The following is a 20,246-nucleotide window of genomic DNA, read 5'->3' on the forward strand; positions in this document are numbered from 1 at the left end:
CACCGCAGCACCTTAGTGCTCCGACGTGTCCTTGTGATTATCCAGAGTCTCCAGCAAGGCCACCTGCATCCGCGTATGCACGCGAATGAACCAGCGCCACAGAACGGCCGCTACCGCCGCCGCGACTACTGCAATCAGCACCAGCAACTTGTTGGTCGGCAAAATGCTGGCCGACAAGGCTGCCAATAGCAGAAAGATCACCAGCAACGACAGAATCGGGATCAGCTCCGAGATTACCCTTCGCACACGCTGGGTATGTCGCCCGGCCATTTCCGGCTTCACGCTCATTTCCGCCAGCAGCATCGACAGCGCCTTGAGCTTGCGGTAAGCCGCTATCAAGAACGGCAGCGACAACAACAACGCCCCTCCCCAGATCAACGCCTTCTGCCAGCTCGGATCACTGATCCAACCCTCCAGATACCCGCCAATGCGCACCGCAAAAAAGCTGCCAGCGAAGAAGATCGCGATCACCAGCGCGAGGTTCACCCCTACTTGCAGGATGATCTTGCGGATCATCGACGCTAGCATCGCGCCCTCGCCCTGAGGCTGAATGCTGCGCAACCACTCGCCGTACATCCCGAAGACCCGACTCATGCGCTTGGGCATCACTGCCGCAATCTTCAGCGACAGGGGATCAGCACCGCGAATCAGGTAGGGCGTGAGCAGTGTAGTGATCGCCGAAACCGCCACCGCCACCGGATACAGGAAGTCACTGGTTACCTGCAAGGTCATGCCCAGCGCGGCGATAATGAAGGAGAACTCGCCAATCTGTGACAGCCCCATGCCCACGCGCAGTGAGGTGCGGCCGTCATTACCGGCGATAAATGCGCCCAGGCCGCAGGACAGCATCTTGCCCAGCACCACGGCCACGGTGATTACCGCGATTGGCCAGGCATATTGCAGCAGGATCTGCGGGTCAATCATCAAGCCAATCGCCACAAAAAAGATGGCGCTGAACATGTCGCGAACCGGCTCGATCAGGCGTTCTATCTTAATCAACTGCTTGGACTCGGCCATGATCGCGCCGATCAGGAAAGCCCCCAGCACCATGCTGTATTCCAGCTTGACCACCAGCAGGCAAAAGCCGAAGCACAGGCCCAATACGGTGATCAGCAGCATCTCATTGCTTTCGAACTTAGCTACGTAAGCCAGCAGACGCGGCACCAGCAAGATGCCAATCACCAAGGCGACGATCATGAACAGCGAGAGCTTGCCGACGGTGGAGAACACCTCGCCGGAGCTCACGGTGCCGCTGACGGCGATGCTCGACAGCAAGGCGATGATGCCGATGCCAAGGATGTCTTCAACGATCAACACGCCGAAAATCAGCTGGGCAAAACGCTGGTTCTTCATTTTCAGGTCATTGAGGGCCTTGACGATGATGGTGGTCGAGGAAATCGCCAGGATCGCGCCGAGGAAGAGTGAGTCCATGGTGTTCCAGTCGAACCAGCGGCCGATTTCGTAGCCGATCCAGATCATCAGGATGATTTCCAGGAAGGCTGCGATAAACGCCGTCGCGCCCACCTTGAACAACTTGCGCAGGCTGAACTCCAGGCCCAGGCAGAACATCAGGAAGATCACCCCTAGCTCGGCGAGGGTCTTGATGGTGTCTTCGTCGTGGATCAGACCGAACGGTGGCGTGTGGGGACCGATGATGAAGCCGGCGACGATGTAACCCAGCACCACCGGCTGCTTGAGGCGGTGAAACAGGATGGTGACCACCCCTGCCACCAGCATGATCACGGCCAAGTCCTGGATAAAGCTGATGGCGTGCATGGCGAGGGGCTCCTTGAGGGTACTGGCGCTTTTCCCACTTCCGCCCACGCACATGAAAATGCGCAAAGTGCGGAAGGAAAAGTCTGCCTTGATCGTAAGAAATGCCCTGACATGGGCTTTTGAAGGTTAACACCGCGACTTCCAGCAGAAAGCCGGTGCAATATATGGAAACAGATCGGTGCAGGCGTGACGGCAAGCCGCCCACTGGCGTCCCGTAAGGGATGGCGCTGCAAAGATTCCAGCACCCGCAGAGGTGCACCCCAACCAATGCCTACAACCCGTGAGTGTGTTATGGAACCCGGAAACGCCCAGCTGTCGATGACGGTATTGATGACCCCTGACATGGCCAACTTCTCAGGCAATGTCCACGGCGGCACCCTGCTCAAGTACCTCGACGAAGTGGCCTACGCCTGTGCGAGCCGTTATGCCGGTCGCTATGTGGTGACGTTGTCGGTGGATCAGGTGATTTTTCGCGAACCGATCCATGTCGGCGAATTGGTGACGTTCCTTGCATCGGTCAACTACACCGGCAATACGTCGATGGAAGTGGGCATCAAGGTGGTGACCGAGAACATCCGCGAGCGCTCGGTGCGTCATACCAACAGCTGCTTCTTCACCATGGTGGCCGTGGACGACCAGCGTAAACCCGCTGCCGTACCACCGCTGCAACCCCATAACAGTGAAGACAAGCGCCGGTTCGTGCAGGCCCAGCAACGCCGGCAGATTCGCCAGGAGCTGGAGAAGCGCTACCAGGAAATCAAGGCAGACGCGCTGTAAGTCCCAAGCCGCAAACCCGATCAAAAATGTGGGGGGCTTGCCCCCGATTGCAGTGGGTCAGCCATTACTTAGGTAGCTGATACACCGCCATCGGGAGCAAGCCCCCTCCTACATTGGGTGTTGTGTACTTACAATCCGATCGGGGTGGCTTCAAAGCGCACACGTGGGTGGGCAATGCGATCCTGGGCCCGCACCAACTCCAACTCGTAACTGGCGCAAGCCTGGGTTTCCAGCAGCACTTCGTGCACGGCCGCTGCGGTGAATTCAAACGCGGCCAGCAGGCTGTCGCCTAACAACACCCGCGCCAGGAACAACCCCGAGGTCAGGTCGCCCACGCCCACCGGTTGGCGCGGGAACGCCAGCAGCGGTCGACGCAGGTGCCAGCTGCCGTCGGCGGTCACCAGCAGCATCTCGAAACCATCCGGCAACTTGCCCGGGTAATCCAAGTGTTTGACCAACACGGCTTTAGGCCCGCGAGCCAGCAACGCCTTAGCCATAGCCAGACAATCGAACAGCGACTGCGGTTTGCGCCCGGCAAAGCTGTCCAATTCCAGTTGGTTGGGGCACAGGAAGTCGGCCATGGCGACGGCTTCATCGAGCAGGAAATCGCTGACTTCCTGGGGCACGATGCAGCCTTTTTCAGGATGACCCATTACCGGGTCGCACAGGTACAAGGCCTTGGGATTGATCGCTTTAATACGCGCCACACCGGTGAGAATCGCCCGGCCCTGGGCCGCGCTGCCCAGATAGCCGGACAGCACCGCATCACAGTTGCCCAACTCACCGATGGCGGCAATCCCTTCCACCAACGCCGGAATTTGCTGCGGCGCCAACACTTCGCCCGCCCACTGGCCATACTGGGTGTGGTTGGAGAACTGCACAGTGTTAAGCGGCCAGACGTTCACCCCGACCCGCTGCATGGGGAACACGGCGGCGCTGTTTCCGGCGTGGCCAAAGACCACATGAGACTGGATCGCAAGCAGATGAGGTGTGCGTTTCATGCAGGGGATTTCCGTAAAGCCATTGAAATTCTGGCCGCGCAGTATGCGACTAAACACAGCCTGTACGACAGGCCAGCGACACAGTTAAGCTGCTCTCACTTTGTTGGAGTTTTTCGCATGCTGACCCTGGGAAACATCTTCGTGTTGATGCTGCTGGCGACCGGCGCCGCCTGGGTTTGGCACAACCACGGCCTGCGCGAACGGGCGCTCGCGCGGGTGAAGCAGCATTGCGCCAAGCTCGATATCGAATTGCTCGACGGTGCCGTAGCGTTGAAACGCATCGGTTTTGTGAAGGACGCCAATGGCCGGCGGCGTCTGGCGCGTATCTATAATTTCGAGTTCACCGTCACGGGCGAGACCCGTCACAGCGGGACCATCACGCAGTTTGGCGCCCATAGCGCGCAGATCGAACTGGCGCCCTACCCGTTCGAGGCCAAGGAAGCGCTGCCCAGTGCTGAAGTCATTGAGCTGAGCCAATGGCGTCAGAACCATGCGACTAAAAACCGTCAGTAACGGCAGGCAGTCAGCGCGGCCTGCAATGCAGCCATATCCTGTGGTGTGCTGAAGATCAATTCGATACGTGAGTCGCGGCGCCATTCACTGGGGTGCCAGGCGAGCGGGCTGTTATCCACAGCGTTGGCCGATATCCACCCATCACGGCTGTGGATAACCAGTTTGGCGCGGCGCCACTCAAGCGATGTCAGCCACAGGTGCAGACGCACGGAATCGAATTTCTGGCTCGGGTGCCAGCGCCAACCGATACTCCAACCGCCCTCCTGGGCCTGGCTCAGGCAGATCGGCAATGCCGGATCGCTCCAGATAGCCGGCAATTGAGCCAGCCCCTTGGGCACCTCGACGTTATCCACAGCCTCTTCAGCCTGCGCATTCAAACCTGGCAGTTTGCCGAGCGGCACGTACGCCTGCCGCGTCCAATAAATGCCACGGTCGGGTAGCTGTCGTTCGACGGCCTCGCGTTGCTCAGCATCCAGCCCCTCATCCTTGTTCAACACCAACAGTCCGGCACTGGCCAACGCTTCCTGCTGCGCTGGCGGCAAGGGTTTGCCCGCAGCCAGCGCTTGGGCATCCAGCACCAGCACACAAGGCTGAACCGCAAGCACCGTCTGCCACGGCGCTTCGCGCAACTGCTGGAGCAACTGCGCAGGATGACCCAGGCCCGAGGGTTCGATAAACAACCGATCCGGCTTGGCCTTACGCAGCAACCGGCCCAGGCCTACCTGGAACGGTGCGCCATTCACACAACACAGGCAGCCACCGGCGACCTCGCCCAAGGCAATGCCGTCGTCGTCCTGGGTCAGCAACGCAGCATCCAGGCCGATCTGCCCAAACTCATTAATCAGCACCGCCCAGCGCTCGTTGGCCGGGCGTTGGGCGAGCAGGTGCTTGATCAGGCTGGTCTTGCCAGCGCCCAGGGGCCCGGCAATCACGTGGGTGGGAATGTTCTGCAGCATAAGTGCCATCGTTCGGACCGTGTAGAGCGTTTGATCCTACGCGGTTACGCGAGCCAATCCAGCGTCAGAATCAATCGGCGCTCATCCGCTTTCAGCGCGGGGGAGCGGTGGATCAGGCCGTGGCCTTCGTTGCCATGCCATTTGGTGCCCTTGAGCAGTGCCACTTCACCGCACTGAATCTGCTCAATGCGCTCGCTGGGCTCGGCGTCCGCTTGGCTGAGTTTGCGCCGGTCCATTACCCCTTCACGCAACCACTGGCTGCCGATACCTGCATAGGTGGTGATCAGCCGCACCGGCACATGATCGACGTGAAAACGCGGGCACATGGCTTTATCCAACAATCGCAGACGAACGCCTATGCGCTTGGCGCCGAGCAGACAGGCAAAAGCACTGACCAGCCACGACACATCGGCGACAAAGCCTTCATAACCTTCAAGATCGCGGCAACTGGACGCCAATCCTCGCAAGTTCGGCTTGGCGTCTTCGCTGTTGAGTTCGATCACGATCGAATCAGCCAACGGCTCGTTGAGTGCCACCAGCAAGGCGCCGAACTCAGCGATATGCAGCGGCAACTGGCGCTGCCATAGCGCCAGGTTCACGCCGTCTTCGAGGATGTCGGACAACGCCAGCGGGGTTTCACCGCGGGTCTGGCGAATCACGGGGCGCAGGGGGATAGCCGGTGCCAGCATCAGGCTGCCTCTTCATACCAGGGACCAAACGGATCAGCCAAAAGGCGCCACCCTTCCACGCCAAGGGCCATTTCTTCATCGGTGAGCAAGCACGCATCCAACTCGACGCGCATGTGGGCGAAGTCGATGTTCTGCCCGATAAACACCAGTTCCTGGCGGCAGTCGCCGGTGCTCAGTTGCCAGTTGCCCATAATCGCCGCGACGCTTTCTTGGTCTTGTGGCCATTGGCTTTTCGGTACGAAACGCCACCAGCGTCCGGCAAACCCGTGACGCATCAGGCCGCCTGCCTGGGACCAGCTACCGGCGTCCTGATGCTTGCTGGCCAGCCAGAAAAAGCCCTTTGAGCGCAGCAGTTTGCCGTTTACCCAAGGTCGATCGATAAAGTCGAAGAAGCGTTGCGGATGGAACGGTCGGCGTGCGCGATAGGCCATGGACGCGATGCCATATTCTTCGGTTTCCGGTACATGCTCACCGCGCAGCTCCTGCAACCAGCCTGGCGCTTGGGCCGCACGCTCGAAGTCAAAGCGGCCGGTGTTGAGGATCTTGTGCAGCGGCACCTCGCCCATGACCATCGGGATGATTTCCGCCTGAGCATTGAGGCGCTCAAGGATAGCCATCAGCTCTTCGCGTTCGCTGCTGCTGATCAGGTCGATCTTGCTGATCAAGATGACGTCGGCGAATTCGATCTGCTCGATCAACAGGTCGGTGATTGAACGCTCGTCTTCTTCCCCGAGGGTTTCGCCCCGCGAGGCCAGGCTTTCGGCGGCCTGGTAGTCGAGCAAGAAGTTCATGCCATCGACCACGGTAACCATGGTATCCAGGCGCGCAACATCGGCCAGGCTTCGGTCGTTTTCATCGCGAAAGGTGAAGGTTTCTGCCACCGGCAGCGGTTCGGAGATACCGGTGGATTCAATCAACAAGTAATCGAACCGACCTTCCTTGGCGAGTTTTCCGACTTCTTCAAGCAAGTCTTCACGCAAGGTGCAGCAGATACAGCCGTTGCTCATCTCCACCAGCTTTTCTTCGGAACGGTTGAGGGTGACGTCACGCTGCACCTCGCTGCCGTCGATGTTGATTTCACTCATGTCGTTGACGATCACCGCCACGCGCAGATTTTCGCGGTTGCGCAGGACATAGTTGAGCAATGTGCTTTTACCGGCGCCGAGAAAGCCAGATAACACGGTAACGGGGAGACGATTGGGCATCAGGTAATCCTCATCAGGGTTGGCCGGTCAAATCGCCCGTTTGTGGCGTTCGCGCAGCTCTTCACGTTCTTTGGCTTCGATACACAGGGTGGCGGTGGGACGTAGCAGAAGACGTTGCAGGCCGATGGGTTCGCCGGTTTCGCGGCACCAGCCATATTCGCCACGGGCCAGCAGTTCGAGGGCGTCGTCGATCTTGTCCAGCAGCTTCTTCTCCCGTTCCAGCAGGCGCAGTTGCCATTGGCGCTGCTCTTCGGCGCTGCCCACGTCAGCCGGGTCGCTGTTGGTTTCCTGCTCGCGCAGCACCAGGAATTCGCCTTCGATACGCGCTTGCAGTTCAGTGCGCTGAGCCAACAACAGTTCGCGGAAGAAGCCATGCTGGGCTTCATTCATGTAGTCGGCAGGCGGTTGGGTCAGCAGGTCTTGTTCAGTCATGGGGAGAGGTTCACGGGTCAGGCTGTTTTTCAATGTTATAGTATAACAATACAAATAATCCAATCCCCCCTTGCTCGCTTCGACAAAGAGGGCAATGCTTGAACGCATCCCTGCCCCGAGAAACCTTATGAAATACCTGTTGTGCGCCCTGTTACTGGCAGCGGCCGGGACTGCTTGCGCCCAAGCGCCCAGCCTGCTGGCCAACTGCACGCGCAGCGCCAACCTGCTGGCCTGTGTCGACCCTCTGGGCAACGCCTACAGTGTGTCGACCGAGGGCAGAACCACGTATTTGCGCGGTTTCGAGGTGATCGGCAAACGCTATTGGGCACAGACCAACAGCCGTTATGGGCAACTGACGTTTTTTACTGGTTTGGCGTCAGATGGGGAGGCGTGGGTCGGCTACACGCGGCGCGTGGGTTGGACCACGATCAATCGCTTCTCCAGCTCCGGCGGGGCCAGCGCCAAGTTCACCTGCAGCCGCATTACCGGCTGTTAGGCCTGACCATTCTTTTGTTCCTGCACCCACGCCATGTAACTGTTCATCGGCGGATTCTTCTGGAAGTAGTTTTTCAGGCCATCGAACAAGCCATCCGCCACCGCCTGTTGATGACGCGCCGTCACCAAGCGCTGGGCGTCTCGGGCATTGGAGATAAAGCCCGTCTCCACCAGGATCGAGGGCACATCCGGTGACTTGAGCACTGCAAACGCGGCCTGTTCCACACGTTTCTGATGCAGGCTGGTAATGCTTTGCAGGCTCCCGAGCACCGAACTGCCCAGTTGCAGGCTTGAGGCGATGGTGGCGTTCATCGACATGTCGAGAATCACGCCGGCCAGCATCGGGTCTTTATCCTTCAGATTGAGCAACGTGGTAGCGCCCAACAGGTCCGCGCCGTTTTCGCGCTGGGCCATAAAGCGTGCGGTGGCCGAGGTCGCGCCGCCCTCCGACAGCGCATACACCGACGCCCCTGAAGCGGTGAGCCGCGGCGCAGCATCGGCGTGCACCGAGATAAACATATCGGCCTTGTGCTGACGGGCGATGTCCACGCGCTTGCGCAACGGCACGAAGAAATCGTCGTTGCGCACCAGTTTCACGTCAAAGCCCTTCTCGCGCTTCAAACGCTTGGCCAGCAGTTGGGCGATGGACAACACCACGTCTTTTTCGCGCTGGCCCTTGGAGCCGATAGCGCCCGGGTCTTTGCCGCCGTGGCCGGGGTCAACCACCACCATGATGTCGCGCTTGGGATGCGCCTTTTCCACTGGCGCCACCAAGGGCGCACGTTCAGCCGCGATTTGACGTGGCGCCTGAGTGGCGCCAGTGAGATCGAGCACCAGGCGATGCCCCTGACCCTCCTGAGGCGGCAACACAAAGCTGGTGAGCCGCATCGGTGCGGCCAGATCGAGCACGATGCGCGTATCCGATTTGCCGAAATGCCCCGAGCGAATCGAGGTGATTCCGGTGTTCTTCAACTCCAGTTGAGAAAAGTCGCCACTGAGAACCGCGCCGCTCAGGTCGATGATCAGGCGCTCCGGCGCCGTCAGGGAGAAGGTCTTGTACTGCACCGGACCGCTGAGGTCGAACACCAACCGCAGCTTGTCATCTGAGTGCCATAAACGCGCGTTACGAATCTGCGTGGCGTGGGCCGTGAACGGCAAAACAAAAAAGGGGCTGGCCAAGAGCAGATTGAGAAGCTGACGTCTGTGCATGACAAATACCGCAGATAAAGGAGCGTCCGTACTCGACATGACTGAAAAAAGGCTACGACAGAAAATTCATCGTAGACCCTATTGTTATACTATAACATGTCGAATTATTTCCAACGATGGACCTGCTCATGAACGCGCTGACTCTGCCGGATATCGCCGCGCAGGCTTCACGCCAAGCCTTGCCACTCGACTGGGTCGGCATGTGCGGCATCGCCCTGCCAATCCTGATCGACGGTCAGCGCCTGACCGCCACCGCCGATGCCGGCGTGAGCCTGGATGACGGCACCGCCCGTGGCATTCATATGTCACGCCTTTACCTGGCACTGGAGATGCTCGACCAGCAGCCCCTCACGCCTGCACTTCTGCGCAATGTACTTCAGCGTTTTCTCGACAGTCATGAAGATTTATCTAAGAACGCCTACCTGCGTCTGCACACGAATTTGCTGTTGAAACGCCCGGCGCTGGTCAGCCCCTTAGCTGGCTGGAAAGGCTACCCAGTCAGCATCGAAGCGCGCCTGGAAAATCAGATGTTCCACGTGGAACTAAAAATTAACGTTACTTATTCCTCAACTTGCCCCTGTTCCGCTGCCCTGGCCAGGCAGTTGATTCAGCAGCAATTTCTCGAAGACTTCGCTGACACGCCGTTGCAGCATGAAGACGTACTGACCTGGCTCGGTAGCGCAGACGGCATCGTCGCCACACCCCACAGCCAGCGCAGCAGCGCGCAGTTGCACGTACACCTGCGAGGCGAGCAACTGGCGCTGACCGACATCATCAACGACGCCGAAGCTGCACTCGGCACCGCCGTACAAACCGCTGTGAAACGTGCAGACGAACAAGCCTTCGCCCTGGCCAACGGACAGAACCTAATGTTCTGCGAAGACGCCGCCCGCCGCCTGAACCTCGCCTTGAAACGCTCGGATGCCGTCAACGCCTTCCACCTCAAAGTGATCCACGCCGAAAGCCTGCACGCGCACGATGCCGTGGCTGAAAGCCGCTGGACGAGACACCCTGAATGATCACCTGCAACGCTTTGCGCTGGGGCGCCCCCGGACAACCACTCACACCCGCCATAGATCTCATCCTGGAAAAAGGTAGCCTCACCGGCGTAATCGGCCCCAATGGCTGCGGCAAAAGTAGCCTGCTCAAAGTCATCGCCGGGCTGCAAAAGCCGCTGGCCGGCAAGGTGGTCGTCGATGTTCCACGCCGGGGCGGCCTAGCGTTCCTGCCTCAGCAGCAACACCTTGACCGCCAATTCCCCATTAGCCTGCAAGAACTGGTCGCCGCCGGTTTCTGGGGCACCCGACTCCCCCCGCAACAACGCAATCAGCGCCTGCAAGCAGTGCTGGAAGACTGGTGCCTCAGTGGCCTGGAACAGCGCCCGCTGATGGCGTTGTCCGGCGGCCAATTGCAACGCGCCCTACTCGCCCGCATGAGTTTGGCCGATTCGCCGGTGTTGCTGCTCGATGAACCCCACGCAGCCCTCGATGAGGACGGCCAGACGCTGTGCTGGAAACATATCCACGCCTGGCATGCCGAAGGCCGCACGCTGGTCATCGTTTGCCACGATTTGGCGTCCGTACGCCACCACACCGAGCAAGTGCTGCAAATCAAAAACACCGGTTGTGTGTTCGGCGATAGCAAAGAGCTGATCCGCCCGCAGCCCCAGATGCAGGTGGCCTGATGCACTTCGCCGCCCACTTATGGATGCCCTTCCTCGACTTCGTCTTTATGCGCCGCGCATTGATCGGCGGACTTGTACTCGCGTGCAGCACTGCCCCGCTGGGTGTCTTCCTGATCCTGCGCCGCATGAGCCTGATCGGTGACGCCGTGGCCCACGGCATCCTGCCCGGCGCTGCGCTGGGTTTCTGGTTCGCCGGGCTCAGCCTGCCGGCGCTGACCATCGGCGGCCTCGGCGCCGGCCTGAGCATGGCTGGCCTCTCCGCTTGGATCACTCGCCGTACCGGCCTGCGCGAAGACGCCAGCCTCGCCGCCATCTACCCCATTTCCCTTGCCGCTGGCGTACTGATCCTCGGCCTCGCCGGTAAACGCCTGGATCTTTTGCACTTGCTGTTCGGCTCTGCCTTGGCCGTCGACGCAACCACCCTTACCGGAATGCTCTGGGTGTCCGGGTTCAGCCTGGTCGCCATGGGACTGATCTACAAACCACTGCTGCTGGACACCCTCGACCCGCTGTTCCTGCAAACCGTCAGCCGCCTTGGCCCGCTGGCCCATGGGCTGTTTTTAACCCTGGTGGTGCTGAATCTGGTGATCGGTTTCCAGGCCATCGGGGCGTTGATGGTGGTGGGTCTGATGATGTTACCCGCCATCGCTTCACGTTTCTGGAGCCGGCGCCTGCCGGTGTTGATTGCGGTGTCGGCGGTGCTGGGATGCCTGTCGGTATGGCTTGGTTTGTTGTTGTCGTTCTACTACTCACTGCCCAGCGGCCCGGCGATTGTGCTGGTGGCTGGCGCTGGGTACCTGCTGTCCGTGGTCTTCGGTCCGGTGCACGGTTTGATGCGCCGCCCGCCCCTGCTTACATCCCAATGAGGTGTCTCCCGATGCGCGCTCTACTCGTGCTGTTCAGCCTGCTGCTGCCGCTGTCGATGGCCCAGGCCGCCGACAAACTCCAGGTGGTCACCAGCTTCAGTATTCTCAATGACATTACGCACCAGATCGGTGGCGACCACATTCAGATCAGCAACATGGTCGGCCCGGATGCCGACGCCCACACCTACGAGCCCACACCGGACGATGCCAAGGCGCTGCTCAAGGCCAAGCTGATCATCAAGAACGGCCTCGGTTTCGAACCCTGGCTGGACCGCTTAGTCACCAGCACCGAAACCAAAGCCACGGTGGTCACCGCCAGCAAAGGCGTGATCTCCCACACCATGGAAGAGGATGGCGAAACCATCCCCGACCCGCACGCTTGGCATAACCTGGCCAACGCTGAAATCTATGTGAACAACATCACCAAGGCGCTGGTGGCTGCCGACCCGGCCAACAAGGCCGACTACCTGCGCAACAGCCAAACCTACCTTAAAGAAATCTACCGCCTGCTGGCCGAAGCCAAGACCAAGTTCAGTGCTCTGCCCCCAGGCAACCGCCGCATCGTCACCTCCCATGACGCTTTCGGTTACCTGGGCCAGGCCTATGGCATTCAGTTCCTCGCCCCCCAAGGCCTGTCTACCGAACGTGAACCCTCTGCCGCTGAAGTCGCTGCGCTGATCACACAGATCCGCAAAGACAAGGTCAAAGCCGTGTTCATGGAAAACATCAAGGACTCGCGCCTGCTCAAGCAAATCGCCGACGAAAGCGGCGCGCAGATCGGCGGCACGCTGTACTCCGACGCCCTCGCCGCCGAAGGCCCGGCCAGCACGTTTACAGGGCTGTTCGAATACAACCTCAACACCTTGTGCGCCGCCCTGAGCAAGCCATGAACCTGAGCATGCTCGAACTGGAAGGGGCTGCCAAAGGCAGTCGCTTCCCACTCAAACCGGTACTCGATGCCCTGCCATGGAACAGCGATGGCCTGATTGCCGCCATCGCCCAGCAACACAGCAGCGGCGAGGTATTGATGCTGGCCTGGATGAACCGCCGGGCCCTTACCGAAACCCTCGCTACCGGGCAAGTTTGCTACTGGTCACGCTCGCGCCAGCAACTGTGGCGCAAAGGTGAACGCTCCGGTCACTGGCAGCAGTTGGTGGAAGCACGCCTGGATTGCGACGGCGACGCGGTGCTGCTGATCGTCAACCAACTCGGCCCGGCTTGCCACACAGGCCGGCCCACCTGTTTCTACAACGCCATTGATGGCGACTACGTCCACATCATCACGGAGCCCAGCGCATGATCCGCAAGAACCCTTCCGGCGATCTGCCAGTGATTGCCGAATCGGCCTACGTCGACAAGACCGCCATCATCTGCGGCAAGGTCATCATTGGCGAGAACGTCTTCGTCGGCCCGTATGCGGTGATCCGCGCAGACGAAGTCGACGCCAGCGGCGCCATGGATCCGATCACCATCGGCGCCAATTCCAATATCCAGGACGGTGTGGTCATCCACTCCAAATCCGGCGCGGCAGTGACCATCGGTGAGTTCACCTCCATCGCCCACCGCTCCATCGTCCACGGCCCTTGCTCAGTTGGCGACCGCGTATTCATCGGTTTCAACAGCGTGCTGTTCAACTGCGCCGTGGGCGATGGGTGCGTGGTGCGCCATAACTCGGTGGTCGACGGTCGTGATTTACCCGCCGCGTTCTACGTGCCCTCCACTACCCGCATCGGACCGAATACCGACCTGTCGCAATTCCCACCGGTGAGCGTCAGCGCCTCGGAGTTTTCCGAAGACGTGGCACTTACCAACGTCGACTTGGTGCGCGGTTACAAAGCCCTGCAAAACGAGTTCTAAGCCATGAGCCGCCTGCTGATCCGCAACGCCCGCCTGGTCAACGAGGGCCAGATTTTCGACGCCGACGTGCTGGTCGCCAATGGCCGCATCGAAAAGATCGCCAGCAGCATCACCGGCTGTAATGCGCCGCTGGCCATCGACGCCAAGGGGCAATGGCTGCTGCCGGGCATGATCGACGACCAGGTGCACTTTCGTGACCCCGGCGCGCCGGACAAAGGCAGTTTCTACAGTGAGTCCCGCGCGGCCGCGGCTGGCGGCATCACCAGTGTGATGGACATGCCCAACACCAACCCGCCCACCCTGAACCTGGAGGCGCTGGCCGATAAAAAACGCCGCGCGGCCCTGCACTCGGTGGTCAACTACGGCTTTCACTTCGGGGTAAGTAACGACAATCTCGACATCGTCGCCGCCCTCGACCCCTGCGAGGTGGCGGGAGTCAAAGTGTTCATGGGTGCGTCCACCGGCAATATGCTGGTGGACGACCCACGGATCCTGGAGCGTCTGTTTGCCGAAGTCCCGACCATCCTCCTGGCTCACTGCGAACACACGCCCAGTATCCAGGCCAACGAGCGGCGCTTGCGCGAGCGTTTCGGCGATGACATCCCCGCCGTCGCGCACCCCCTGATCCGCGACGCCGAGGCCTGCTATCGCTCGTCCTCTTTCGCGGTGGAGTTAGCCCAGCGCCACGGCACGCGCCTGCATGTGCTGCACCTCACCAGCGCGCGCGAATTGGCTCTGTTTGAAGACAAGCCCCTGGCACAAAAACGCATCACCGCTGAAGTCTGTGTGCACCACTTGCTGTTCGATGACCGGGACTATCACCGCCTCGGCCATCAGATCAAATGCAACCCGGCGATCAAGACCCGCGCCGACCGCGACGCGTTGCGCCAGGCGTTATTGAATGATCGTTTGGATGTGATTGGCACAGACCACGCGCCGCATACCTGGGCGCAAAAACACCTGGCTTATCGCGAAGCGCCGTCGGGATTGCCCCTGGTGCAACATGCGCTGCCGGCGTTACTGGAGCTGGTGGCAGACGGGCTGCTGCCGCTGGCCACGCTGGTCGCGAAGACCAGCCACCGGGTCGCCGACCTGTTTGCTATCCCGGACCGTGGTTATCTGCGTGAAGGGTATTGGGCCGACCTGGTGCTGATCAAACCCGAGCCCGAAGGTAAGCCGGTCAGGGATGAGCCGATTCTTGCCCGCTGCGGCTGGACGCCCTTTGCAGAGCGCAGCTTTCGCCACAGCGTCAGCACCACCCTGGTCTCCGGCCACCTGGCCTGGCACAACGGCAAGGTGGTCGACAGCTGCCAGGGTTTGCCGCTGCACTTTCTGCGTTAAGCGCGTGGTTTGACCGTACCGCAATCGTTGCCCAGCCACTGGGCGTGAGTGTCCAGGCTGCCCTTCTGCTGAATGCCGGTGGCATTGAAGGTGCCGTTGACGGTCGTGGTGAATTCTTTCTGGCTTTGGAAAGTGGCGACTCCGGTGCCCTGAGCTTTCGGGCAGCTGAAACGGAATTTCCACTGGTTGCCGGTTTTGTCGGTCACTTCCTGTTTGCAGCCCGATTGCGGGTCGGTCAAAGGGATTGAGTCCGAGGCGACCTGGGCTGGAGTGAGGCACACCTGCACGCCTTTACCTGCCATGGTGATGCCCTGCTTTTCGAGCATCGCGCGCTGTTCGGGGGTCATCTGTTGCTTGAGCTGACCGAGGATCAGCGACAGGTCCGGCAGGTCCTGGTTATCGACTTTCATATTGCTGGTGGTCAATTCCCACAAGCCCGGCGCCAGCATCTGCGCCTGCGCTGCCACCGGCAACGACAAACCAACAACCATGGATAAACAGAGCAGACGAGCATTCATCGGGTAACTCCTGGGCAATTGTGGGCGTTAGACGCTGCAAAGGCGCCAGTGTTGCACGCCAAATAAAATAGCGACATTCGCAGCCGAACATGGTCTGTTAGGCATTGGATTGTCTGGAGTACTGTCGTCCATGGATTTCTTTGGCCCGCACCTGCTCGCCTACTTCATCGCCACGCTGCACTTTCTCGGGACTCTCGCCGCGATCCACGCGGTGCTGACCGTCAGGACCGCTCAAGGCTCGATAGCCTGGGCCTTGTCGCTGATGTTCATGCCCTATCTCACGTTGATCCCCTACCTGATTTTTGGCCGCAGCACCTTCGACGCGTATATCCAGGCGCGGCGCCAGGCCAATCAGGAAATGCACACCGCCATCACCGCGCTGAACTGGCGTCCTTGGGTTGAGGAGGCGCTCGCTGCGCGCAACTCCAGTGCTTACGCCTCGTTGCGCGCCATGCCCAAACTGGGTCGCATGCCGTGCCTGGCCAACAATGAAGTACGCCTGCTGATCAATGGCGACGCCACCTTCAGCGCGATCTTTGAAGCCATTCGCAACGCCAAAACCGCTGTGTTGTTTCAGTTTTTCATCATTCATGACGATGAACTTGGCCGCCAATTACATACGCTGCTGAAAGAAAAGGCTGCCCAAGGCGTGGCCATCTACGTGCTCTACGACCGCATTGGCAGTCACGCCCTGCCCCATCGCTACGTGCAATCACTGCGCGACGCCGGCGTGCAGGTCAAGGCCTTCGCCACCCGCAGTGGATGGCTCAACCGCTTCCAGGTCAACTTTCGCAACCATCGCAAAATCGTGGTGGTGGATGGCATCACCGGGTTTGTCGGCGGGCATAACGTGGGTGATGAATACCTGGGCAAAAAACCGCCATTGGCGCCGTGGCGCGATACCCATGTACAGGTCACCGGTCCCGTGGTGGCGTGCCTGCAGGAGTCGTTTGCCGAAGACTGGTTCTGGGCCGCGCGCGAACTACCGCCGCTGATCCTACCGGACACCTATCCCGAAGACGGCGTGCTCTGCCAATTGCTCGCCAGCGGTCCGGCCGATCCGTATGAAACCTGTTCGCTGTTTTTCGTCGAGGCCATCCACGCAGCGACCGAGCGGGTATGGATCACCAGCCCGTATTTCGTCCCCGATGAAGCGGTGTTTGCCGCCCTGCGCCTGGCGGTACTACGCGGAGTGGATGTGCGCCTGCTGCTGCCGTCGCGGCCGGATCACCGCATTGTGTATGCCGCCTCCAGCCTCTACGCCATCGAAGCCGTGCGCGCCGGAGTGCGGGTGTTCCGCTACACGCCGGGCTTTCTGCATCAGAAGGTGGTGTTGGTGGACAGCGAGATCAGCGCCATTGGCAGTGCCAACATGGACAACCGTTCGTTTCGGCTGAATTTTGAAGTGATGCTGCTGACCGTCGATGAAGCCTTCGCCCAGGAGGTGGAGCATATGCTGCTCGATGACTTCGCGCAGGCCCATGAAGTCAGCCAGGAAGAAAGCCGCGAAACACGGCGCCTGCAACAACTTGGGATGCGTGTGGCGCGCTTGATCTCACCAATCCTTTAACCAGACAACACAAAACAAAATGTGGGAGGGGGCTTGCTCCCGATAGCGGGGGGTCAGTCAACGGGTGGCGACTGATATACCGCTATCGGGAGCAAGCCCCCTCCCACAGTTGGATCTCCACCTTTCTGGAACATCAGATCAGCGATAGATGTCTTCCCGCGTCCACGGCAGTTCATGGCTGCCATCCGCGTGAGGCTTCACCGCGAGGATCTGGTGCAGGTTGATCCAACCCCGTGCAAACGCATAGGCGCAACCGGCCAGGTACAACCGCCAGATACGCAACGCCTGTTCTGGCACCATCTTGGCCGCCGCTTCCAGGTTGTCCTCCAGCCGCTCACTCCAATGGTCCAGGGTTCGGGCGTAGTGAAGGCGCAGGCTTTCGACGTCGACGACTTCCAGCCCGACTTCGCTGATCTCGGCGGTCATCATTGCCAAGTGTGGCAACTCACCGTTTGGGAACACGTACCGCTCGATAAACTCCCCGGCGCCACGGCCCACCGGGCGGCCATCGGTGTGCTTGGCGGTGATGCCATGGTTCATCACCAGGCCGCCTTCACGCACCGCACCGAACAGGGTCTGGCAGTACTGCGCCAGGTTGGCGTGGCCGACGTGTTCGAACATGCCCACGCTTACCACTTTGTCGAATCGGCCGTCCTGGGGTAGATCACGGTAGTCCAGCAGTTGCAGGTCGATCTGGTCTTCCAGTCCCTCGGCTTTGACTCGCTCCCGAGCCAATACCAACTGCTCTTTGCTCAGGGTGATGCCAAACACTTTCACCCCGAACTCCCGCGCCGCAAACCGCGCCAGCCCGCCCCATCCGCAACCGACGTCGAGCAAATACTCCCCCGCCTGCAAGCGTAGCTTGCGGCACAGGTGGCGGAATTTGTCTTGTTGGGCCTGGTCGATGGATTCGCTGCCGGTTTCGAAATAGCCGCAGGAGTACGCCATGTCCTGATCCAGCCACAGCTGATAGAACTCATTGGACAGGTCGTAGTGGTAGGAAATCGCCGCTGCATCCGTGGCCTTGTCGTGGATCGAGCGCACCGGATGACTGTCGCCGTCGCCCTCGATCAAGGCATGACTCAGCTCATCACAGACCCGGATCACTTCGCTGATGGAACCTTCCAGCTCCAGTTTGCCCTCGACGAAGGCTTCGCCCAGTGAGTCGAGTGTGGGATGGGTCAGTTGCGAGACGACCGTGGGGTCCTTCACCACGATGGTCACACTGGGCTCTGGGCCCAAGTTGAATTCATGGCCGTCCCAGAGTCGCAGACGCAGCGGTAGCTGAAGATTCTGTAAGGCCGGTGGAAGTTGCGCGAGCATGAGTAGTCCCCCCTTGTTTCAGACGTCTGAACTGAGGGTAGACCATCCCAATAAAAGTAGGAGGCTATCGATTTGATAGCCCTCTTCTATGGAGCTCGGCGTTGGAGCAAACCGTCCTGGACCCACTGTTTCAGCCATGTAACAGCCTGCAGCGGCGCACCCTCTGCATAAGTGACTGCTAGCTGCTCACACAGTTCTGCGAAGGTCCAACCGGTCGTCACCATACCGGCCAATGCTAAGGCTTCCGCAGGTTCCAGGCTGCGGTAATGGCACACATGATGAAGGCGCCATACCAGGCAGATCTGCGCCAGGTCCAAGGTGTAGCTGCCTGGGAAATCCGCCCCATCTTTGCTGGCACGCCAGATGCCCACGCTGTTGAAGTGACACAGTCGCTGCTGCACGGACGGCGTCAGGGCAACCTGCAAATCCGGCCAGTCCTCGGGCGGCAGGAGCGCCATGTCATTCAGGGACAGCGGCTGACCCTGCGGCGCATCGAAGGCCAGGGTAAAAGCCCACTCCAACTTAGCCAGCTCTGCCAGCGGTGCACTTTGTTCGGCCACGAGGTGCTCGTGGATAAACGCCGGCAACCGTTCGCCAAACCAACGCAAGCTGTAATGGGCCGACGGATAACGGCGTACATAAGCGTGGGTCAGCGCCGCAAACTCATCATCCCCCAGCCAATAGAGGATGGCGCTGAAGTCGTGCCGCAGTACTTCCTGCAACCGCGCGATATAGGCGTTGTGATAGATCGCCAGGCCCGTGTCTACGTCCAGCGTCGGCCCGCCCAATAAAGTGGCGGCAAAGCCACTGTTGGCGTCGGGGGTTTGGGCTAATAAATGCTGTTCGAAGGCCAACTGCCAATCGGTCAGGCGCATACCGCTCTCCTGGCCAAGGCGGTGGCGCCCAGTTCGCGGGCCTTGCTCAACTCGGTGAGCAGCTCTTCGAACGGCGGAAAATGGTCATCGCGCTCCAACAGCGTCGACACAGGCCCCACGTGCTCCAGGGTCTGTTGGTACAGCGCCCACACCGGATCACATACCGGATGGTCGTGGGTATCGACCACGTAGTCGCCATAGTCCATATGCCCCGCCAAATGCAGCTGACGAATGCTGTCGGGCGGCAGGTTGCGAATAAAGGTCCAGGCATCGAAGCCATGGTTGCGAGAGCTGACATACACATTATTGACGTCCAGCAACAACTGGCACCCCGACAGATGAGCCAAGGCGTTGAGGAATTCCCACTCGGTGAATTCATCTGCCTTGGAACGCACGTAACTGGAGACGTTTTCCAGCACCAGCGGGCGCTGCAACACGTCCTGCACTTGGCGAACGCGGCTGGCGACGTGATAGAGGCTTTCTTCGGTGTAAGGCAGAGGCAGCAGGTCGTGCAACTGGTGCGCACTGCCGCGGCTCCAGCACAGATGATCGGAAACCCACGCCGGGTGAATACGCTCGGCGAGCTGTTTGATCTGCTTGAGGTAATCGATATCGATGGCGTGGGGCCCGCCGATGGACAGGGACACCCCGTGCATCACCAGGGGATAGCGCTCGGCTATCGCGTCCAGGAAGTACAAGGCTTTACCGCCCTGCACCAGATAATTCTCGGAGATCACTTCGAACCAATCCACGGCCGGCGATTGTTCAAGGATCTGCTGGTAGTACTCACTGCGTAAACCCAGGCCGTAACCCAGACTTGGAAGGGAAGCGGACATGGCTGACTCCTGGGGAAAGTGTGTCCGCAGCGGAGGGGGGCTGCCGCTGCGGTTGCACTCGTTTGCCGGTTATTCGCCGACTTTGCCGCCAGCCGCGTCACAGGCTGCCTTGGTCATAGCCTTGAAGCCGTGGCCCTTGCACTCTGCCTGGCCTTTGCAGGCGTTTTCAGCGGTCTTGCAGTCGTTCATGCCCTTGCAGGAGGTTACGCCGTAGCAATGCACTGGCGCGTCTGCGGCTTGTACCTGGGTGGCGACACCAGCAAACATGGTAGCGGCGGCCATCGCGAAAGCGGCACCAGCAGCGGCGGATTTAATGTTCATTG

Annotated in this window: 23 protein-coding genes; 11 read left to right on the forward strand and 12 right to left on the reverse strand. The window is 60.1% G+C overall.

The annotated features are described in order from the left end of the window. Positions 1-12: 12 nt before the first annotated feature. Positions 13-1,776 (reverse strand): cation:proton antiporter, encoded by a 1,764-nt coding sequence (locus tag LRO94_RS00615; protein ID WP_032884486.1) that lies wholly within the window; start codon positions 1,774-1,776, stop codon positions 13-15. Between the two features lie 291 nt (positions 1,777-2,067). Between LRO94_RS00615 and LRO94_RS00620 the strand changes: the two genes are divergently transcribed. After that, positions 2,068-2,553 carry an acyl-CoA thioesterase gene (locus LRO94_RS00620; RefSeq protein ID WP_003177014.1) on the forward strand — a complete coding sequence of 162 codons (486 nt, stop codon included), beginning with the start codon at positions 2,068-2,070 and terminating at the stop codon, positions 2,551-2,553. Positions 2,554-2,681: 128 nt separating this feature from the next. Here the strand turns inward: LRO94_RS00620 and pdxY are convergent, their stop codons facing one another. Further along, a complete protein-coding gene (gene pdxY, locus LRO94_RS00625; protein WP_032884487.1) occupies positions 2,682-3,554 on the reverse strand; it encodes a pyridoxal kinase PdxY in 873 nt (290 codons plus the stop codon). Between the two features lie 117 nt (positions 3,555-3,671). Here pdxY and LRO94_RS00630 point away from each other — a divergent pair, with 117 nt between their 5' ends. After that, positions 3,672-4,067 (forward strand): DUF3301 domain-containing protein, encoded by a 396-nt coding sequence (locus LRO94_RS00630; RefSeq protein WP_032884488.1) that lies wholly within the window; start codon positions 3,672-3,674, stop codon positions 4,065-4,067. On the opposite strand, the gene LRO94_RS00635 is transcribed toward LRO94_RS00630, so the two are convergent. From LRO94_RS00635 to dksA, 4 genes are read right to left on the reverse strand one after another with little or no spacing between them, the layout of a single operon-like run. After that, positions 4,061-5,023, reverse strand: coding sequence for a CobW family GTP-binding protein (locus tag LRO94_RS00635; protein ID WP_179179733.1), 963 nt, complete (start codon positions 5,021-5,023; stop codon positions 4,061-4,063). The two genes, LRO94_RS00630 and LRO94_RS00635, sit on opposite strands and share 7 nt — an antisense overlap. Positions 5,024-5,067: 44 nt before the next feature. Then, positions 5,068-5,712: a DUF1826 domain-containing protein gene (locus LRO94_RS00640; protein WP_179179732.1), complete on the reverse strand. Its 645-nt coding sequence runs from the start codon at positions 5,710-5,712 to the stop codon at positions 5,068-5,070. Next, on the reverse strand, positions 5,712-6,917 hold the full coding sequence (gene zigA / locus LRO94_RS00645; RefSeq protein WP_032884491.1) for a zinc metallochaperone GTPase ZigA: 1,206 nt from the start codon (positions 6,915-6,917) through the stop codon (positions 5,712-5,714). Before zigA ends, LRO94_RS00640 begins: the two co-directional genes overlap by 1 nt. 27 nt (positions 6,918-6,944) lie before the next feature. Then, positions 6,945-7,349 carry an RNA polymerase-binding protein DksA gene (dksA, locus tag LRO94_RS00650; protein WP_032884492.1) on the reverse strand — a complete coding sequence of 135 codons (405 nt, stop codon included), beginning with the start codon at positions 7,347-7,349 and terminating at the stop codon, positions 6,945-6,947. Between the two features lie 127 nt (positions 7,350-7,476). Between dksA and LRO94_RS00655 the strand changes: the two genes are divergently transcribed. Then, complete coding sequence (locus tag LRO94_RS00655; RefSeq protein ID WP_179179731.1) at positions 7,477-7,845, forward strand: glutamine synthetase; 369 nt, start codon at positions 7,477-7,479, stop codon at positions 7,843-7,845. On the opposite strand, the gene LRO94_RS00660 is transcribed toward LRO94_RS00655, so the two are convergent. Then, positions 7,842-9,053, reverse strand: coding sequence for an N-acetylmuramoyl-L-alanine amidase (locus LRO94_RS00660; RefSeq protein WP_179179730.1), 1,212 nt, complete (start codon positions 9,051-9,053; stop codon positions 7,842-7,844). The genes LRO94_RS00655 and LRO94_RS00660 overlap by 4 nt on opposite strands. 128 nt (positions 9,054-9,181) lie before the next feature. On the opposite strand from LRO94_RS00660, the gene folE2 reads away from it, so the two are divergent. The 7 genes from folE2 to LRO94_RS00695 are packed head-to-tail and all read left to right on the forward strand — an operon-like array spanning position 9,182 to position 14,801. After that, positions 9,182-10,072, forward strand: coding sequence for a GTP cyclohydrolase FolE2 (gene folE2 / locus LRO94_RS00665; RefSeq protein ID WP_032884495.1), 891 nt, complete (start codon positions 9,182-9,184; stop codon positions 10,070-10,072). Beyond that, a complete protein-coding gene (locus tag LRO94_RS00670; protein WP_032884496.1) occupies positions 10,069-10,737 on the forward strand; it encodes a metal ABC transporter ATP-binding protein in 669 nt (222 codons plus the stop codon). Before folE2 ends, LRO94_RS00670 begins: the two co-directional genes overlap by 4 nt. Further along, positions 10,737-11,603, forward strand: a complete 867-nt coding sequence (locus tag LRO94_RS00675; protein WP_032884497.1) for a metal ABC transporter permease — start codon at positions 10,737-10,739, stop codon at positions 11,601-11,603. The genes LRO94_RS00670 and LRO94_RS00675 overlap by 1 nt, the downstream gene beginning before the upstream one ends. Positions 11,604-11,614: 11 nt before the next feature. Beyond that, positions 11,615-12,493, forward strand: a complete 879-nt coding sequence (locus LRO94_RS00680) for a metal ABC transporter substrate-binding protein (RefSeq protein WP_032884498.1) — start codon at positions 11,615-11,617, stop codon at positions 12,491-12,493. Next, complete coding sequence (gene hisI, locus LRO94_RS00685; RefSeq protein ID WP_122764001.1) at positions 12,490-12,903, forward strand: phosphoribosyl-AMP cyclohydrolase; 414 nt, start codon at positions 12,490-12,492, stop codon at positions 12,901-12,903. Before LRO94_RS00680 ends, hisI begins: the two co-directional genes overlap by 4 nt. Then, positions 12,900-13,460, forward strand: coding sequence for a gamma carbonic anhydrase family protein (locus tag LRO94_RS00690; RefSeq protein ID WP_032884500.1), 561 nt, complete (start codon positions 12,900-12,902; stop codon positions 13,458-13,460). The genes hisI and LRO94_RS00690 overlap by 4 nt, the downstream gene beginning before the upstream one ends. Positions 13,461-13,463: 3 nt before the next feature. Continuing rightward, positions 13,464-14,801 (forward strand): dihydroorotase, encoded by a 1,338-nt coding sequence (locus LRO94_RS00695; protein ID WP_179179729.1) that lies wholly within the window; start codon positions 13,464-13,466, stop codon positions 14,799-14,801. Here LRO94_RS00695 and LRO94_RS00700 read toward each other — a convergent pair. Continuing rightward, the gene (locus LRO94_RS00700) at positions 14,798-15,319 is read right to left on the reverse strand and encodes a DUF3617 domain-containing protein (protein WP_032884502.1); all 522 of its coding nucleotides are present in this window, start codon (positions 15,317-15,319) and stop codon (positions 14,798-14,800) included. The genes LRO94_RS00695 and LRO94_RS00700 overlap by 4 nt on opposite strands. Positions 15,320-15,449: 130 nt before the next feature. On the opposite strand from LRO94_RS00700, the gene cls reads away from it, so the two are divergent. Beyond that, positions 15,450-16,889 (forward strand): cardiolipin synthase, encoded by a 1,440-nt coding sequence (cls, locus tag LRO94_RS00705; protein ID WP_095185255.1) that lies wholly within the window; start codon positions 15,450-15,452, stop codon positions 16,887-16,889. Between the two features lie 138 nt (positions 16,890-17,027). Here the strand turns inward: cls and cfaB are convergent, their stop codons facing one another. From cfaB to bufA2, 4 genes are all read right to left on the reverse strand, one after another. Next, complete coding sequence (gene cfaB, locus LRO94_RS00710; RefSeq protein WP_032884504.1) at positions 17,028-18,212, reverse strand: C17 cyclopropane fatty acid synthase CfaB; 1,185 nt, start codon at positions 18,210-18,212, stop codon at positions 17,028-17,030. An 86-nt stretch (positions 18,213-18,298) separates the two neighbouring features. Next, positions 18,299-19,087 (reverse strand): HvfC/BufC N-terminal domain-containing protein, encoded by a 789-nt coding sequence (locus tag LRO94_RS00715; protein ID WP_095185256.1) that lies wholly within the window; start codon positions 19,085-19,087, stop codon positions 18,299-18,301. Continuing rightward, positions 19,078-19,923: an MNIO family bufferin maturase gene (gene bufB / locus LRO94_RS00720; RefSeq protein ID WP_032884506.1), complete on the reverse strand. Its 846-nt coding sequence runs from the start codon at positions 19,921-19,923 to the stop codon at positions 19,078-19,080. The genes LRO94_RS00715 and bufB overlap by 10 nt, the downstream gene beginning before the upstream one ends. A 69-nt stretch (positions 19,924-19,992) precedes the next feature. Beyond that, positions 19,993-20,244, reverse strand: a complete 252-nt coding sequence (bufA2, locus tag LRO94_RS00725) for a BufA2 family periplasmic bufferin-type metallophore (protein ID WP_032884507.1) — start codon at positions 20,242-20,244, stop codon at positions 19,993-19,995. Positions 20,245-20,246: the final 2 nt, after the last annotated feature.

This window comes from Pseudomonas sivasensis (genome assembly GCF_021391435.1).
GTDB classification, from domain to species: Bacteria; Pseudomonadota; Gammaproteobacteria; order Pseudomonadales; family Pseudomonadaceae; genus Aquipseudomonas; species Aquipseudomonas sivasensis.